This is a genomic window from Bacteroides sedimenti, from assembly GCF_040365225.1.
Classification (GTDB): Bacteria; Bacteroidota; Bacteroidia; order Bacteroidales; family Bacteroidaceae; genus Bacteroides; species Bacteroides sedimenti.
In genome coordinates, this window is record NZ_AP028055.1 from 1,758,145 (window position 1) to 1,776,698 (window position 18,554).

At 40.5% G+C, this 18,554-nt stretch carries 10 protein-coding genes and 1 tRNA gene; 10 read left to right on the forward strand and 1 reads right to left on the reverse strand.

The annotated features are described in order from the left end of the window. The first annotated feature begins 7 nt into the window (after positions 1-7). From ABWU87_RS07100 to ABWU87_RS07120, 5 genes are read left to right on the forward strand one after another with little or no spacing between them, the layout of a single operon-like run. On the forward strand, positions 8-3,175 hold the full coding sequence (locus ABWU87_RS07100) for a SusC/RagA family TonB-linked outer membrane protein (RefSeq protein ID WP_353334290.1): 3,168 nt from the start codon (positions 8-10) through the stop codon (positions 3,173-3,175). An 18-nt stretch (positions 3,176-3,193) separates the two neighbouring features. Next, a complete protein-coding gene (locus tag ABWU87_RS07105; RefSeq protein WP_353334291.1) occupies positions 3,194-4,699 on the forward strand; it encodes a RagB/SusD family nutrient uptake outer membrane protein in 1,506 nt (501 codons plus the stop codon). A 29-nt stretch (positions 4,700-4,728) separates the two neighbouring features. Continuing rightward, the gene (locus ABWU87_RS07110) at positions 4,729-6,183 is read left to right on the forward strand and encodes a PKD domain-containing protein (RefSeq protein ID WP_353334292.1); all 1,455 of its coding nucleotides are present in this window, start codon (positions 4,729-4,731) and stop codon (positions 6,181-6,183) included. Between the two features lie 56 nt (positions 6,184-6,239). Continuing rightward, the gene (locus tag ABWU87_RS07115) at positions 6,240-7,331 is read left to right on the forward strand and encodes a family 16 glycosylhydrolase (RefSeq protein WP_353334293.1); all 1,092 of its coding nucleotides are present in this window, start codon (positions 6,240-6,242) and stop codon (positions 7,329-7,331) included. A gap of 11 nt (positions 7,332-7,342) precedes the next feature. Further along, the gene (locus ABWU87_RS07120) at positions 7,343-9,592 is read left to right on the forward strand and encodes a glycoside hydrolase family 3 N-terminal domain-containing protein (RefSeq protein ID WP_353334294.1); all 2,250 of its coding nucleotides are present in this window, start codon (positions 7,343-7,345) and stop codon (positions 9,590-9,592) included. Positions 9,593-9,885: 293 nt separating this feature from the next. On the opposite strand, the gene ABWU87_RS07125 is transcribed toward ABWU87_RS07120, so the two are convergent. Beyond that, positions 9,886-9,970 (reverse strand) — tRNA-Ser (locus tag ABWU87_RS07125). Between the two features lie 233 nt (positions 9,971-10,203). Here ABWU87_RS07125 and pflB point away from each other — a divergent pair. The 5 genes from pflB (at position 10,204) to ABWU87_RS07150 (ending at position 18,450) form a co-directional block, all read left to right on the forward strand. Then, complete coding sequence (pflB, locus tag ABWU87_RS07130) at positions 10,204-12,432, forward strand: formate C-acetyltransferase (RefSeq protein ID WP_353334295.1); 2,229 nt, start codon at positions 10,204-10,206, stop codon at positions 12,430-12,432. A gap of 10 nt (positions 12,433-12,442) precedes the next feature. After that, complete coding sequence (gene pflA, locus ABWU87_RS07135) at positions 12,443-13,168, forward strand: pyruvate formate-lyase-activating protein (protein WP_353334296.1); 726 nt, start codon at positions 12,443-12,445, stop codon at positions 13,166-13,168. 64 nt (positions 13,169-13,232) lie between these two features. Beyond that, on the forward strand, positions 13,233-15,722 hold the full coding sequence (locus ABWU87_RS07140; protein WP_353334297.1) for an endonuclease MutS2: 2,490 nt from the start codon (positions 13,233-13,235) through the stop codon (positions 15,720-15,722). Between the two features lie 455 nt (positions 15,723-16,177). Beyond that, entirely contained in the window at positions 16,178-17,212 is a 1,035-nt protein-coding gene (gene corA / locus ABWU87_RS07145; RefSeq protein WP_353334298.1) for a magnesium/cobalt transporter CorA, read from the forward strand. Positions 17,213-17,238: 26 nt separating this feature from the next. After that, on the forward strand, positions 17,239-18,450 hold the full coding sequence (locus ABWU87_RS07150) for an L-serine ammonia-lyase (RefSeq protein WP_353334299.1): 1,212 nt from the start codon (positions 17,239-17,241) through the stop codon (positions 18,448-18,450). The last annotated feature ends 104 nt before the right edge of the window (positions 18,451-18,554 follow it).

Sequence of the window (18,554 nt, forward strand, 5' to 3'; positions counted from 1 at the left end):
AATACTTATGAAAAAGTTATTATCATTTCTATTTTTATTTTGTTTCACCCTAACTGTATTTTCACAGAATATACAGATTAAAGGTGTAGTCCTAGCGGGGGAAGATAATTCGCCGCTAATAGGAGTTAATGTGGCAGTGAAAGGTACCACAACTGGTGTTATAACTGATCTGAATGGAGAGTTTACACTTTCCGCTCCGCTAAAAAGCACTTTAGTAATATCTTATGTTGGCTATAAACAGCAACAAGTTGTTGTGAATGATGCTAAACCTTTACGCATTATCATGATTGAAGATTCAAAGACTCTTGACGAGGTAGTTGTAGTTGGTTACGGAGTACAGAAAAAAAGTGTGGTAACTGCTGCGATTAGTAAGGTTACTTCACAGGATTTAGAGAAGACTTCTCCTACACGCGTTGAAGATGCATTAAAAGGAAAAGTATCTGGTGTACAAATTACAAAAAGTTCTGGACAGCCAGGAGCTGACTCCAAAGTCAGAATTCGTGGTATTGGAACCGTTAACAACAGTGAACCTCTTTATATTGTAGATGGCATGCCCGTTGATGGAGGTATTGATTATCTGAACCCTGTGGATATTCAATCTGTGGAAATTCTGAAAGATGCAGCCTCTGCGGCAATTTATGGTGCTCGTGCTGCCAATGGCGTTATCCTTGTAACAACCAAATCAGGACTTTCCGGAAAAACAACTATCAATTACGATGTTTCTTATGGCTGGCAAAATCCATGGAAGAAAAAATCTATACTGAATGCGACTGAGTATATGACTGTAATGAATGAAGCAGCCATCAATGATGGTAATTCTCCTAAGTATACTGCCGATCAGATTAAAAATGCAGGTAAAGGTACAGATTGGCAGGATGAAACATTTAATTATGATGCTCCGGTACAAAGTCATCAGGTAAGTGTTAATGGTGGAACTGATAAAGTTACCTATTTCCTGTCTTTAGGATATTTTGATCAGGAAGGTATTGTTGGCGGCAACTATGGTAAATCAAACTTTAGCCGTTGGAGCCTTCGTGCTAATAACACATATAATATATATGAAACCAATGAACGTAATTTCCTAAATAAGGTGAAAGTTGGAATCAATTTGGGCTATTCAAGAGCTAATTCAACCAGTATAGAAACAAACTCAGAGTATGGTTCAATATTAGGTAGTGCTCTGGCTTTTGATCCAACAATCCCTGTTTATGCAACAGATCCTGCTGCAGTATTAGCTCTTCATCCTTATGCGGTTAAAGATAAAAATGGCAACGTATTCTCAACTCCTCCAAGTGGATTTCAGGAAATTGCTAATCCGGTAGCAATGCTTAACTCTCCAACATTAGGAAAAGGAAATTCTGATAAGTTTGTATCTACTTTCTGGGGAGAAATCAATATCGTAAATGGATTGAAATTTAAATCAAGTTTTGGCGTTGACCTTGCATTCTGGGGTAATGATGGATATACATTCCCCTATTTTCTAGCAACTCAGGGAAAAGACATAAGTCAAAGCTCCGTTTATTCAAATATGCATCGTGGATATACCTGGCAGGTGGAAAATACGCTGACATATACTAAGACATTTGCAGAGAAACACAATCTTACATTATTAGTTGGACAATCGGCTAAAGAATATAAAGTTCGTGAACTTTATGGAGATGATTATGATTTGTTAGAAACTGATCCAAGTAAAGCTAATATAGATTATGCTATTGCTGACAGAGAGAAAGAACGCGTAGCAGGTGGAACAGGTGGATTTTCATCCTTAACGTTGGCATCATACTTTGGCCGTTTGGATTATAACTTTGATGAACGATATATGTTCCAGGCAACTGTTCGTCGTGACGGATCATCAAACTTTGGTCCAAGTCACAAATGGGGTATTTTCCCTTCTTTCTCTGTTGGTTGGAACGTAACAAATGAGGCGTTTATGGAAAATCGTCCTGAATGGTTCAATAATCTGAAATTACGTGGTAGCTGGGGTAAAAATGGTAACGAGAGAATCGGGCAGTTCAGATATACAAGTTTGATGGATGGTGGACAGAACTATTATTTTGGTTCAGGAAATGCATCTACTATGCAATATGGTAGTAGTCCTTCAAAAATTTCTAACCCAGATGTAAAATGGGAAGAATCAGAGCAAATAGATTTAGGTTTTGAATCCAGATTCTTTAATAACTCGTTGACTTTTGGTTTTGACTATTTCAAGAAGAAAACAAATGGTATGTTAATGGACCAACCTATTCCAGCATATGTAGGAAAAGGTGCTCCGATTGCTAATGCCGGAGACATGGAAAACTGGGGATTGGAATTTGAAACTGGCTATAAACTTAAAGTAAACGATTTCATATTTAATGTTCAGGCAAATGCTTCCTATTTACAGAATAAACTGATTAAACTTGGTAATGCCAGTGGTGAAGCAATTTATGAAGATGCTGGTGCTTCGGGTGTAGGTAGTTATGTAAAAGGCAAAAACAATGAGGTTTATCCATTCTTCTATGGTTTTAAAACAAATGGTCTGATTCAAAACCAGCAACAAGCAGATGAATATAATGCTAAATATGGTGAAAAAGCCCAACCCGGGGATGTTATTTTCCAAGATATAGCCGGAGCTGTAGATGCAAACGGTAAATCAATTCCTGATGGACTGATTACTGATGCTGATAAAACAAAAATTGGTAAAGGAATGCCTGACTGGACATTTGGTCTTACTCTTGGTGCTGAGTGGAAGGGATTTGATTTAAATATTTTCTTCCAGGGAACACAAGGAAATGACATCTTTGATTTTGCACAACGTGGTGATATCACAGCAATGAACCGTCCGTCGTGGATACTTGACCGTTGGATTGGTGAAGGTACATCAAATAAGATTCCTCGCATGACTGCTGTCAACCCTAATCGTAACTGGCGTTCTTCAGATCTTTACATTAAAGATGGCTCGTATGTTCGTTTGAAAGTGATGCAATTGGGATATACTTTACCACGCAATCTGACTAAGAAAATGTCTATACAGAAACTTCGCTTATTTGTTACTGGCGAAAACTTATTGACCTTTACCGGATATGATGGCTTTGATCCTGAAATTGCTTCAGGAAATTATACAACTATTGGTATAGACAAAGGCATTTATCCTCAGTCAAGAACTATCTCTGTAGGAGCAAACATAAGCTTTTAACCTTTAAAATAAGAAAATATGAAAAAATATAGTTTTATAATAGCATTGGCCACAATGATTGGTTTTTCTTCTTGCGGCGATGAATTTTTGACAATTACTCCCACTGCTTCCCAAGAGGCAGGAGGTGATGCTACAGAGGGGGCTATTTTGTCTAACTTGGCTTCTTGTTATCAGATACTTTTATTTGATAGCTATGCGGCAAATAATTATAACAGTATAGTCTTGATGTCTGATTTGCGTTCAGATGATATTTATAAAGGTGGTGGCGACGCTGGTGACCAGGGACAGTTATACCGTCTTTCTCAGTTTACTTCTACGGCAACAGAGCTTCCATCAGGATTGTGGAATATCTATTATAGTGGCATTAGCCGTTGTAACAATGTTATCCAGGCATGTGAAAAAGCCAAAGGTGTATCTGAAGCAAATTTAAACCAATATAAAGCGGAAGCTCATTTTCTTCGTGCTTATTATACTCACTGGTTATGGAAATTCTGGGGTAACATTCCATATTTTGAATCAGATCTTCCTGCACCATACATGGCAAAACAATATAAAGTCGACGAAATTTATGCAAAGATCATAGCAGATGTCGATTTTGCCATTGAGGGCGACAAACTTCCTATGCGTACAACTGCGGCCAATGACGGACGTATAACCAAAGCTGCAGCTCAGATGCTTAAAGCAAGAGTTGTGATGTACCAAAAAGATCAGTCAAAATACGCAGAAGTATTAAAGGATATGGTCGAAATAATTAAGAGTGGCAAGTATACATTATTGGGTGATTTTTCTGCAATATGGTTAGAGAGCGGCGAATTCTGCAACGAATCGATTCTTGAAAGCAATCAGCTTCCCGAAGGAAAAACATGGGCTTCTGGATGGCAAGGATATGGTACTAATCTTCCTGCTTTTATTTCTCCAAATAACCTTGTAGGACAAGAACCATTTATTGGCGGTTGGGGATTCGGACCTGTTCGTACGGAAACTTATGCTATTTATGAAGATGCAGATACACGTCGAGCCGGCTCTATCAATAAGTTTGAAGACGGGACCTATTCTGCACGTTTCCAAAATACAGGATTGTTTATGGGCAAATATGCTGCCCGTAAAGGATACAATCCTCCTCCGGGAGATGTTGATTTGAATTTTAGCAATAACTTACGCATCTTCCGTTATGCTGAAGTGCTATTAAATGCTGCAGAGTTAATGGTTATTGACGGTGTAGCACCGATTGAAGGTGTTACTGCGCAATCGTGCCTTGATCAAATCAGAACGCGCGCTGGTGTAAATTCTATTCCTGCCACTACAGCTAATATTAAGTTGGAAAGACGCCGTGAATTCCTGGGTGAAGGAATGCGTTTCTGGGATTTGGTACGTTGGGGAGATACTGCTTTGCTGACAGAAAACAAACCTGCATTCTCTTCTGTAAGAACTTGGGATGAACATTGTAAATACTTGCCGATTCCTCAATCTGAAATAGAAAAAACAGAAGGAGAGTTCAAGTTGGTTCAAAATCCGGGATATTAAACAGTATATAATTATTAAAGGAAATAAATATGAAAAATATATTTAAATTAGGAACTTTGGCATTGATTTCACTCTTTGCCATCACAGCTTGCAATCCGCAGGATAGTTCTGATTATGCTCTGGGTGAAATGCCAACTTCGGAACAGCTGGACTTTACTGTAACTCCTTCAGCTACCAAACCGAATGTAATAGAATTTAAAAACACTTCTAAAATAGCAGGCGTTGCAACTTGGGATCTGGGAAATAATGCAAAAGGAAAAGGAGAATCAATCACAGCTGAATATCCATTTAAAGGTGATTATACAGTTACGATGACATTATATACAAAGGGTGGTTCTGCTTCTATTACCAAGACTCTTAATATTGCAAATGATGATATGTCTTTATTAAATACTCCGATGTATAATGCGCTGACTGGCGGTGCAAGTAATCTGGCTGGTAAAACATGGGTATTTGATCAGTATCATGATGGACACTTTGGCGTAGGCCCGGTAGCTGATACTAAACCAAGTTGGTGGAGCTGTCCGGCTGAGGGTAAATCAAAATCTTGCCTCTATTCTCAGGAATTTACATTTACTCAGATAGGTGTGAAAATGGTGTGGAAAAATAATGGCTTTGTTTATACCAATGAAAATGGACGAAAGAAACTTGCCGAATTAGGTTATACAAATTCAGTAGTTCCGGGTGATGGCGATTTTGATGTAGCTTATGTTCCTAAAGCAGCCTACACTTTTAGTCTGAATGAATCGGCTAAGACTCTTACATTAAGTGACGGAGCATTCTTTGGGCATTATGCGGGTACATCAACTTATGAAATAATTAAGCTCACCGAAGATGAACTTTATTTGAAGTGTGCAAGTACTACCGAATCAGGAAATGGCTGGTGGTACCGTTTTATCCCGAAAGAAAAGAATGTGAAACCTGTTATTGTAATTCCTGTCAAGGCTTCTCCTTTGTCAGAAGACTTTGAAAGTGCAACAAAGAAAGTTAATTTTGTTTATGACAATATGGGCCCGTTGGTAGATCCGTTCTATTCAAATCCTGCTCCAATTGGGGTTAATACATCAAGCAAAGTGTTCTTGTATCAGAAAACGTCTGCCTTCTATTCAAATATTTATTTTGACGCAAAGACCTATAAGTTTGATTTAACTGAGCAGAATAAGATAAAATTGAAAGTATATCTTCCTTCCTACAATGATTATGATGGGATTTACGATGTAGCAGGCAGCTGGATTACCATCAATAAGCTTCAACATCAGGTATCTGTGAAATTGCAGGATAGTAGCTTGGGTGGAAATGCATGGCAAACACAAACAGAAGTTGTGAAAGCTAATCTGGCTACTGATAAGTGGATTGAATTGACATTCGATTTCAGTTCAGTAAGTACTCGTCAGGATTATGACCGGATTGTAATTCAGTTTGGTGGAGAAGGACATGCTGCACCGGGTATATTCTTCCTTGATGATTTCTCTTTTAGTAAATAAATAGTCTTTTGATGAAGAGGGCAGCTTAAAGCTGCCCTCTTATACCAACTATTATTATGCAAAAAATAAATTTAAGTATCGTTTTATTTATTATTCTTTTGGCGACTCCTAATATAAAAATAGGAGCACAAGCTCCCGCCGGATATGGATTAGTATGGGCAGATGAGTTCAATGATCCCCTTACAACAGACGGAAAACCAGCTTTACGCCCTGATAAGGGTGATTGGTGGTATGAAACCGGTGGCGGCGGATGGGGAAATAATGAACTTCAATACTACGTTGCCGGAACAACAACATTTTACAATGATACGTTGGCTGGTATAAACGATGGTACGCTTAAAATAAAAGCAATAAAAAGAAAGTATTATGGAATGGAGTATGCCTCTGTTCGTATGAATACAAGTAACAGCTGGACATACGGATATTTTGAAATGCGTGCTAAATTGCCTGGTGGAAAAGGTGTATGGTCTGCTTTTTGGATGCTGCCAAAGAATTTTCAAAGCTGGCCATTAGATGGTGAAATAGATATAATGGAATATGTGGGATATGACCCTAATGTAGTTCATGCATCAATCCATACTCAAGCATATAACCATAAAATTGGAACACAGAAAACAAGTACAAAAACAATTCAAAATGCAGAGAATGAGTTTCATGTATATGGGTTGGAATGGACTGAAACAAGAATACGTGCTTATGTGGACGGTGAACTTTATTTCACTTTTAGTAATGATGGAACAGGAAACAAGAATACATGGCCGTTTAATGTTCCGTTCTATCTAAAGCTTAATTTGGCTATTGGTGGAGATTGGGGTGGTGCTCAGGGAGTAGACACACAAATATTCCCCGCTACTTATGAAATTGATTATGTAAGAGTTTACCAGAAAAATACGGCATTAAATAATCAGAAAGAAGAGAAGTCTTTTGAATCAAATTTTAATCGCGTCAGTAACTTACTGCAAATAAGTTTTAAGGATAAATGTCTTCATCACTTATTTGTTACTGACATGCAAGGCAGGGTATTAGCAGATTTCTCAACGACAAATTCTATGATGGAGATTGATTGTTCTGCTTGGGCAAAGGGGATTTATCTTATTTCTGTTGAAAGCGGAAAACAACTGAACACTCAAAAGTTTATAAATTATTAAAGTAGAACATTATGAAAAAAATAATGGTATTATCTTTTTGTTGTTTTTTTATATCCTTAGCATCTTGTTCTGGGAATAAGGAGATGAAGAACCATCAAGTAGAGAAAAGAGTAGAAAGATTATTATCTAAAATGACACTCGAAGAAAAGATTGGCCAAATGAATCAAATAAGTTCATACGGTAATCTTGAAGAAATGAGCCGATTGATAAAGAAAGGAGAAGTTGGATCAATCCTCAATGAAATAGATCCGGTGCGGGTGAATGCTTTGCAGCGATTAGCTATAGAAGAATCTCGGCTGGGCATCCCGCTACTTATAGCCCGTGATGTGATTCATGGTTTTAAAACAATATTTCCTATTCCATTGGGACAAGCTGCATCTTTCAATCCTCAGATTGCAGAAGATGGTGCTCGGGTAGCTGCCATTGAAGCTACATCTGTAGGAGTAAGATGGACATTTGCCCCTATGATTGATATTTCACGAGATGCTCGTTGGGGAAGAATAGCTGAAAGTTGTGGTGAAGATACTTATCTGACTTCTGTAATGGGAGCAGCAATGATTAAAGGCTTTCAGGGTGATTCACTGAATGATCCGACTTCTATGCTGGCTTGTGCAAAACACTTTGTTGGTTACGGTGCTGCTGAAGGTGGACGTGATTACAATTCAACACACATAACAGAGCGTGAACTTCGGAATGTATATTTACCTCCTTTTGAGGCTGCAACGAAACAAGGAGCTGCTACGTTCATGACTTCGTTTAATGATAATGATGGGATTCCTTCATCAGGTAATCCGTTTATTCTGAAAACAGTTTTACGTAATGAATGGGGATTTAAAGGATTTGTGGTTTCCGACTGGGCTTCTATCAAAGAAATGGTTAATCATGGATTCTGTGCAGACGATAAAGATGCAGCAATGAAAGCTGTAAATGCCGGAGTAGATATGGAAATGGTTAGCTATACATACATGAATAATCTTAAAGATCTAATTAAAGAAGGTAAGGTATCTGAGAAAGCAATTGATGATGCTGTTCGCAATATCCTTCGCATTAAATTCCGTATGGGATTATTTGATAAACCTTATATAAATGAGAAGGCCACTTCTGTAATGTATACTCCTGAAAATCTCGCTAAAGCTAAAGAGGCAGCAGTTCAATCGGCTATTTTATTGAAGAATGATAAGAATACATTGCCAATAAACGCATCGGTGAGAACAATTGCAGTAGTTGGTCCAATGGCTGATGCTCCTTACGAACAAATGGGAACCTGGACCTTTGATGGCGAAAAGACAAAAACTCAAACTCCACTTCAGGCATTGAAACAGTTTTACGGAGATAAGGTGAAGATTATTTATGAACCCGCTTTGGCATTTACTCGCGATAAGAATACTGCAAATATTGCAAAGGCTGTTAACGCTGCAGCCAATGCAGATTTAGTTTTGGCATTTGTCGGTGAAGAGGCTATACTTTCGGGTGAGGCTCACAGTTTGGCCGATCTTCATCTTAAAGGTGCACAAACGACTTTGATTGAAGCTTTGGCAAAAGCAGGCAAACCTTTGGTTACGATAGTTATGGCTGGCCGTCCTCTTACTATAGAAAAAGAAACGCAATTGTCTAATTCTGTTCTTTATTCTTTCCATCCGGGAACAATGGGTGGTCCTGCCATTGCAGACCTTCTTTTTGGAAAATCTGTCCCCAGTGGCAAAACTCCGGTTACATTTCCCAAAGAAGTTGGACAGATACCGATATACTATAATCATAATAATACCGGTCGTCCTGCAAGCAGACATGAAACATTGTTGGATAGCATTCCAGTGGAGGCAGGACAAACATCTTTGGGTTGTACTTCTTTTTATCTTGATGCCGGCTTTGATCCGCTTTTCCCATTTGGTTACGGACTCTCCTATACTACGTTTCAGTATTCAAATCTAAAGATTTCTTCAAAAGAGTTTGTTCCTAAAGATGAAATCACTGTGACTTTTGATTTGAAGAATACTGGTAATAGTGAAGGAACAGAAGTTGCACAACTTTATGTTCGTGATAAAGTGGGGTCGGTAGTACGTCCTGTGAAAGAGCTAAAGCGATTTACACGCGTTACATTAAAGCCGGGTGAAACAAAAAATGTTTCGTTTAAGCTTCCTGTTGAAGAACTTGCTTTTTGGAATATAGATATGAATAGAGTTGTTGAGCCTGGAGAGTTTACTCTTTGGGTAGGAACAAACAGTCAAGAAGGTATCTCAGTTGATTTTAAGGTTAAAGATTGATTTGAACATGTATTCTTGTTGATTTGTTTTCTTAATGAAAGTTCATACTTCCATTAAGAACTAGGGATGGCCTTTTACAGTCCATCCCTTTTTGTATGAATAGTAGAAGGAAGGACAAATTATAATGATATAAATAAAGGTTTTATCTTCATAAAGATCTAATTATGAATTTATAAATACCAATATTATTTTGAACTTATTAGAATCAATTTTTCAAACAAAAAAAAATCCTACAAATCATTGATTTATAGGATTTTTGCTTTTACCTGACCGGTTTTATCCGGTTAACTCAGCGGAGAGACAGGGATTCGAACCCCGGGAACCTCGCAGTTCAACGGTTTTCAAGACCGCCGCAATCGACCACTCTGCCACCTCTCCAAAATTGTTTTGTGATTGCTCTTTCTCTTAAAAGCGGTGCAAAGGTAAACAAATAATTAGAACATGCAATAGTTTTCTATGAATATTATCAATTTTGTCCCTAAAAAAGCTTTCGTTTCCATAAAAATGTGCTATAAAACATATTTTATACATCGTTTGGAACTATATTTGGAATAAAGATTGTAACTTTGTGCGCTCTAATAAAAAGACGAACCAACCTAAAATTACTTTTTATGGAATTGAACAATATTTTTAAAGATGGTGTTTGGAGCAAAGAGATTAATGTAAGAGATTTCGTTCAGAATAACATTACCCCTTTTGACGGTGACGCGTCATTCCTTTCAGGACCTACCGAACGTACAAAGAAAATCTGGGATTTATGCCTTTCTGCCATTGCAGAAGAGAGAGCAAACAACGGTGTGCGCTCTATCGATAACAAAACTGTATCAACTATCTCTTCTCATAAAGCAGGATATATTGATAAAGAAAACGAGTTAATCGTTGGTTTGCAGACTGATGAATTGTTGAGAAGAGCAATCAAACCTTTCGGTGGCATCAATGTTGTAGCCAAAGCTTGTAAAGAGTACGGGCTGGAAGTAGACGAAAAGGTAAAGGATATCTTTACTCATTACCGCAAAACTCACAACGAGGGTGTGTTTGATGTGTACACTGATGAGATTCGTTCCTTCCGTTCTTTAGGATTCCTAACCGGATTACCTGATAACTATGCACGTGGACGTGTGATTGGCGATTACCGCCGTTTAGCTCTTTACGGTTTAGACAGATTAATTGAAGCTAAAACAAACGACCTTCATAATCTGACCGGCCCGATGACTGAAGCCCGCATCCGATTACGCGAAGAGGTGAAAGAGCAAATCAAAGCACTGAACGAGATGAAGATCATGGGCGAATATTATGGATTAGATCTTTCGCGCCCTGCACACAATGCACAAGAAGCTGTACAATGGGTATATATGGCCTATCTTGCAGCAGTGAAAGAACAAGACGGTGCGGCAATGTCACTGGGAAATGTATCTTCTTTCCTAGACATCTATATTGATTACGAATTAGAAAAGGGACTTATCGATGAATCATTTGCACAGGAACTGATTGACCAGTTCGTGATTAAACTAAGAATGGTTCGTCACTTGAGAATGGGTTCATACAATGAAATCTTTGCCGGTGACCCGACATGGGTGACAGAATCATTGGGTGGAAGATTCAATGACGGTCGTCACAAAGTGACAAAAACTTCATTCCGTTTCTTACAGACGTTATACAACCTGGGACCATCTCCCGAACCAAACCTCACAGTTCTTTGGTCGCCCGAATTGCCTGAAGGATTTAAAGACTTCTGCGCAAAAGTGTCCATCGATACATCATCCATCCAATATGAAAATGACGACTTGATGCGCTCCATTCGTCACAGCGACGATTATGGTATTGCATGTTGCGTATCCTTCCAGGATATTGGCCGTCAGATTCAGTTCTTCGGAGCAAGAACCAACCTGGCAAAAGCATTGCTGTTGGCTATCAACGGCGGACGATGCGAAAACACAGGCACGCTCATGGTAAAGGGTATTCCTGAATTGAAAAGCGATGTACTCGATTTCGATGAAGTGATGGCTAACTATAAAGTGGTATTGAAAGAAATTGCGCGTGTATATAACGAGTCGATGAATATCATTCACTACATGCACGATAAATATTACTACGAAAAGGCTCAGATGGCATTTATTGATACCAATCCTCGCATCAATCTGGCTTATGGTGCTGCCGGTTTATCTATTGCTGCCGACTCACTTTCGGCTATCAAATTTGCAAAGGTAACCGCGCGTCGTAATGAACTGGGACTAACAGAAGGATTTGATATTGAAGGAGAATTCCCTTGCTATGGTAATGATGACGACCGTGTAGATGAATTGGCCGTTAAACTGACTCACTATTTCAGCGAAGAACTTAGCAAACTGCCTATCTACAAGAACGCCCGCCCTACCCTTTCTATCCTGACCATTACTTCGAATGTGATGTATGGTAAGAAAACAGGCGCTACACCAGACGGAAGAAAGAAGGGTGTTGCCTTTGCTCCGGGTGCAAACCCAATGCACGGTCGTGACGAAAAGGGTGCGATTGCTTCCCTGACCTCTGTTGCTAAGATAAACTACGACGATGCTCAGGATGGTGTAAGCAACACTTTCTCTATTGTTCCCAAATCTCTTGGAGTAACAGAACAAGACCGTGTGGAAAACCTGGTTACCATGATGGACGGCTACTTCAGCAAAGGAGCTCATCACCTAAACGTGAATGTGCTGAACCGCGAAATGCTGGAAGATGCAATGGAACATCCGGAGAATTATCCGCAGCTTACCATTCGTGTTTCGGGATATGCAGTAAACTTTGTGAGCCTGAGCCGCGAACATCAGCTGGAAGTTATCTCCAGAAGTTTCCATTCCAAGATGTAATGACAACAAAATGATTAAAGTTCATTCATATGAATCCATGGGCACCTATGACGGACCGGGGCTTCGCCTTGTAGTATTTCTGCAGGGATGTAACTTCCGCTGCCTCTACTGTGCCAATCCAGACACCATTCCTTCGAAAGGAGGAAAGCTCACTGAACCGGAAGAGATTGTACGAATGGCACTCAGCCAGAAAACATTCTTCGGGAAGAAAGGGGGAGTTACCTTCAGTGGAGGCGAACCTACCCTTCAGGCAAAGGAGCTTATTCCGCTTTTCCGCAGACTAAAAGAAGAGGGAATACACATCTGTCTGGATACTAATGGAGGAATAATGAATGATGAGGTGAAAGAACTCCTGTCACTCACAGACCTGGTTCTGCTGGATATCAAGGAGTTCAATCCCGAACATCATAAGATACTTACAGAACGCAGCAATGCTCAGACTCTGAGCACTGCTGCCTATCTGGAAGAAACAAAGAAACCCATGTGGATTCGCTATGTGCTGGTTCCCGAATACAGCGATTTCCAAGAAGATATCATTGCACTGTGCGAACATTTCGAATCGTATTCCATGATTCAGCGCATCGAAATTCTGCCATACCATACGCTGGGTAAACATAAATATGAGGTTTTAAAGAAACCATACCAGCTTGAACATGTAAAGGAGAACACTCCTGAGCAGCTGGAACATGCCAAAGAACTATTTTCCCGCTATTTCCCCGAAGTCTACGTAAATTAATATTTTTTTGGCTGTACGGAGATATAGTTGTATTTTTGCCAAAGAATTATTCAAGATACCGTAGATGATATACCCCCATAACTTTGAACAGAAGATTGGATTCGACACCATTCGTGATTTACTGAAAGCCAAATGTTTAAGCTCATTAGGCGAAGAACGTGTTGACAGCATGTGCTTTTCCGACCATTTTGCTGAGATTGAAGAACAATTGTGCCGTGTAACGGAGTTTATCCGTATTATTCAGGAGGAAGACGAATTTCCCGACCAATATTTCTTCGATGTTCGGCCTTCGTTGAAGAAAATCCGCATTGAAGGAACCTATCTGGACGAGCAGGAGGTGTTCGATCTTCGTCGTTCATTGGAGACAATCCGCGATATCGTCCGTTTTCTGGAACGCGATGGCGATGAGGAAAAGGGAGTACCCTACCCTCACCTGAAAAATCTGGCGGGAGACATTGCTGTATTTCCGCAGCTCATCGGCAAGATTGAGCAGATTCTGAACAAGTATGGAAAGATAAAAGACAACGCCTCTCCCGAGTTGGCTCGCATCCGAAGGGAGTTAAGCAACACAATGGGCGGCATCTCTCGCAGCCTGAACTCAATTCTTCGCAATGCTCAAAGCGAGGGATATGTGGATAAGGATGTAACGCCCACCATGCGCGACGGTCGCCTGGTGATTCCCGTGGCTCCGGCTTTAAAACGCAAAATCAAAGGTATTGTACATGACGAATCGGCGAGCGGAAAAACCGTCTTCATCGAACCTGCCGAAGTAGTAGAAGCCAACAACCGAATACGGGAGCTGGAAGGGGAAGAGCGTAGAGAAATTATTCGTATCCTGATTGAGTTTACCAACTTACTGCGTCCTTCTGTACCCGAGATTCTGCAAAGTTACGAATTCCTGGCAGAGATTGATTTCATTCGCGCCAAAGCTCACTTCTCAATACAAATCAACGCCATACAACCAGCCTTGGAAGATAAGCAGGTAATAGACTGGACCTTTGCGGTTCACCCTCTTTTGCAGCTGTCACTGGCTAAGCATGGCAAAAAGGTGGTGCCACTGGAGATTGAATTAAACAAGAAACAACGCATACTTATTATATCGGGTCCGAATGCCGGAGGTAAGTCGGTTTGCCTGAAAACCGTAGGTTTGCTGCAATACATGCTGCAATGTGGCATGCCAATTCCGCTTCACGAACGAAGCCGTGCGGGCATATTCAGCAGCATCTTCATTGATATCGGCGATGAGCAATCAATTGAGGACGATTTAAGTACTTACAGCTCTCATCTGCTGAACATGAAAAACATGATGAAAAGCTGCAACAGCAAGAGCCTCATCCTGATTGATGAGTTTGGTGGTGGAACTGAACCGCAAATTGGCGGTGCCATTGCCGAATCTGTACTGAAACGTTTCAACGAGAAAGAAACCTTCGGGGTAATTACCACACACTATCAGAACCTGAAGCACTTTGCTGAAGATAATGAAGGGGTGGTTAACGGAGCCATGCTTTACGACCGACACCATATGCAGGCGCTTTTCCAGCTGCAGATAGGCAATCCGGGAAGCTCTTTTGCTGTGGAGATTGCACGAAAAATAGGACTTCCGGAAGAGGTAATCGCAGATGCTTCGCAGATTGTGGGAAGCGAATACATCAATGCGGATAAGTATCTGCAGGACATTGTGCGCGACAAGCGGTACTGGGAGAACAAACGCCAAAACATCCGCCAACGGGAGAAACAGATGGAAGATACCATTGCCCGTTATCAGAAGGAGATTGAGGAACTGAACAGCTCCCGTAAAGAAATTATCCGCAAGGCGAAGGAAGATGCGGAACGATTGCTCACGGAATCGAATGCTAAGATTGAAAATACAATTCGCCAGATTAAAGAGGCGCAGGCGGAAAAAGAAAAAACCCGTCTGGTACGCAAGGAACTGAGCGACTTTAAGGAATCAATCGATGAACTGGGCTCTAAAGAGTACGAGGAGAAGATTGCCCGCAAGATGGAGAAGCTGCGTGATAAGCAAAATCGCAAAAAGGAAAAAAAGACTACGCCGGAAAAAACAACTCCGCAGAAAGAGGTGAAAACCATTCCGCTTACTCCGGGTTGTTTCGTGAAAATCAAAGGACAGACCTCGGTGGGTGAATTGCTGGAAGTCAGCGGAAAGAATGCAATTGTGGCTTTTGGCATGATTAAAACACAAATCAAACTCGACCGACTGGAACGCACCACACAACAACCTCAAAAGGAGGAAAAGAAAAGTTCGTTCGTCAGCACGCAGACACAGGATGAAATGTACGAAAAGAAGCTGCACTTCAAGCAAGACCTCGACGTGCGGGGTATGCGTGGCGACGAAGCGTTGCAGGCTGTCACTTACTTCATTGACGATGCTATTCTGGTAGGCATGAACAGGGTACGTATTCTTCATGGTACTGGAACGGGCATTCTCCGTCAGCTTATCCGGCAATATCTGCAAACGGTGAGAGGGGTAGCTCATTTCCAGGACGAGCATGTTCAGTTTGGCGGCGCCGGAATTACAGTTGTCGACTTGGAATAAAACCCACTGTAGAGAAAATCCGGTCCAACCGATATCCGGTTAATTTCAACAAAGGCTATTGCACCGTCAATCACACACCCGGCACAAAGTTATAACTGAGAAAGATGCAGCTCGTCTTTCTCAGTCTGCTGACAAAAATATGCCTGATGTAGGTATCAATTTTACCGAAATCCATCTGTAAAAAACCGCTTCATACTCAATCAATCGCCTAAAACTTTGCATTGATGGAGATAATTTTAAAAAACATCGCCATTAATTCGAATTCCCTTGTACAAAACATTGCATTCTTTTGTACAGAAGAATGCAATGTTTTGTACAAAAGAATTAATTCTTCTGTACAGGATAAAATAAATATATCATGGAAGAATATACAAAACAAAGATGAGATAATTCTTGCCCAATCAATTAAAACTATTACTTTTGTTTAGTAGTTTGCAAAAAGGGAAAGGATAGATATGAAGAATAACTTATTAAGTGAAAAACTGACCTATACAGGGGTAAGCACCACTCCTACTCATTTGCATCTTTGTTCCTATAATGAAAGTGAAGTAAATGAGTTCTCCGGTTTCAATTTCAGTGACATTCGTGGAAATATTCAGAATGACAGGATAAACTGGATACAGGTAAACGGAATGCAGAACATAGACATCATTCGTGAAATTGGTGACTATTACAACATTAACTTTTTAACTATACAAGATATCCTCAATCCACATCATCCTACAAAAATTGAAGAGCATGAGAATCATCATGTACTGGTTCTTAAACTGTTTCAGGCTGAAAAAAATAACCAGCTGATAAAACAGCAGTTAAGCATTATTCAGGGGAAAAATTTCATACTCACTTTCCTTGAGAACGACGGTTCTCTGTTTGATGACGTGATAACTGCTATCCAAAACAACATTTTAAAGATAAGAAGCAAGGAAAGCGATTACCTGCTCAGCGTTTTACTTAACGATGTGATGGCTAATTACCGTAATATCATTACAGCTGTTGAGGAATCACTCGAAGAGATGGAATCACGCCTGCTTACAATCACTTCCGCCACAGATATCGGCATCAATATTCAAACCAGCCGCCGGCAATATATGCGAGTTAAACGGGCAGTATTACCACTCAAGGAACAGTTTAGCAGACTACTATTAAGTGACAGCAAACTGCTTCACAAATCAAACCGGGCATACTTTTATGATGTAAACGACCACCTACAGTTTGTGCTGCAGACAATAGAAATTTGCCGTGAAACACTCTCGTCTCTGGTAGACCTTTACATTTCCAATAATGATTTACGGATGAACGATATTATGAAGCGACTGACGGTTGTCTCCACTATCTTCATCCCGCTGACCTTTCTCGTGGGCGTATGGGGAATGAATTTTAAAATAATGCCTGAACTGGATTGGAAATATGGATACCTCACAGCCTGGTTAATCATGATAATAGTCGGCTTTATCGGCTACTGGTTTTTTAAGAAAAAGAAATGGTATTAAATCAATAAAATCACAAGGATAACTTTATGAAATCAATCAAGGAATTATACCGGATAGGAAACGGTCCTTCAAGTAGTCACACCATGGGTCCGAAAAAGGCTGCCGAGCTATTCCTGGCGCGTCATCCTGAAGCAGCATCATTCAAGGTAACACTTTATGGAAGTCTTGCGGCAACCGGCAAAGGGCACTTTACCGATGCAGCAATTATCGAGGTTCTTGAGTCTCATGCCAAAGTGGAAATCATTTGGCAACCCAAGATATTTCTTCCGTTTCACCCTAACGGAATGACTTTCGAAGCAATCGATAAAGAGGGAGCTGAACAGGAAAGCTGGACTGTATATAGTATCGGTGGAGGAGCACTTGCCGAAGAAGAAGGTGGACAAATTGGAGGAGATAACAGAGAAATCTACCAGATGAACACAATGCAGGAAATTCTTGACTGGTGCGAAAAAAACGGGAAATGTTATTGGGAGTATGTTCAGGAATGTGAAGACGACGATATATGGGATTATTTGGCTGTTGTTTGGGAAACAATGAAAGAGTCTATCAGGCGTGGACTTGAACAGGAAGGCGTTCTGCCCGGTCCATTAAATCTTCGTAGAAAAGCAGCTTCTTATTACATTCGTTCAAACGGCTATAAACAGTCACTGCGTTCAAGAGGACTGGTGTTTGCTTATGCGCTTGCAGTCAGTGAAGAAAATGCATCGGGCGGAAAGATCGTCACAGCTCCTACATGCGGCTCATGCGGTGTAGTTCCGGCTGTACTTTATCATCTGCAAGAAAGCAGGGAGTTCAGCGATGCAAGAATCTTACGTGCCTTGGCAACTGCTGGTTTAATTGGCAATATCGTAAAAACAAACGCTTCCATCTCCGGAGCAGAAGTTGGTTGTCAAGGAGAAGTTGGCGTTGCCTGCGCCATGGCATCAGCCGCTGCCAACCAGCTGTTCGGCGGAAGTCCGGCACAAATTGAATATGCAGCAGAAATGGGACTCGAGCATCACTTGGGATTGACATGCGATCCTGTATGTGGTTTGGTACAAATTCCATGTATTGAACGAAACGCCTATGCGGCAGCACGTGCACTTGATGCAAATATCTTTTCAACCTTTACCGATGGCATTCATCGTGTATCATTCGATAAAGTGGTACTGGTAATGAAGCAAACCGGACACGATTTACCGTCTCTATATAAAGAAACAAGTGAAGGCGGACTGGCTAAGGATTACAAACAGATGTAAAAGCTGAGAATCATCCCTCCGCCTCATACTACATTGAGACGACTCAGTTATTCAATAAAATTCCCCTTATTTAGCTCTTCAGTGAAGAAGTTTAAATAAGGGGA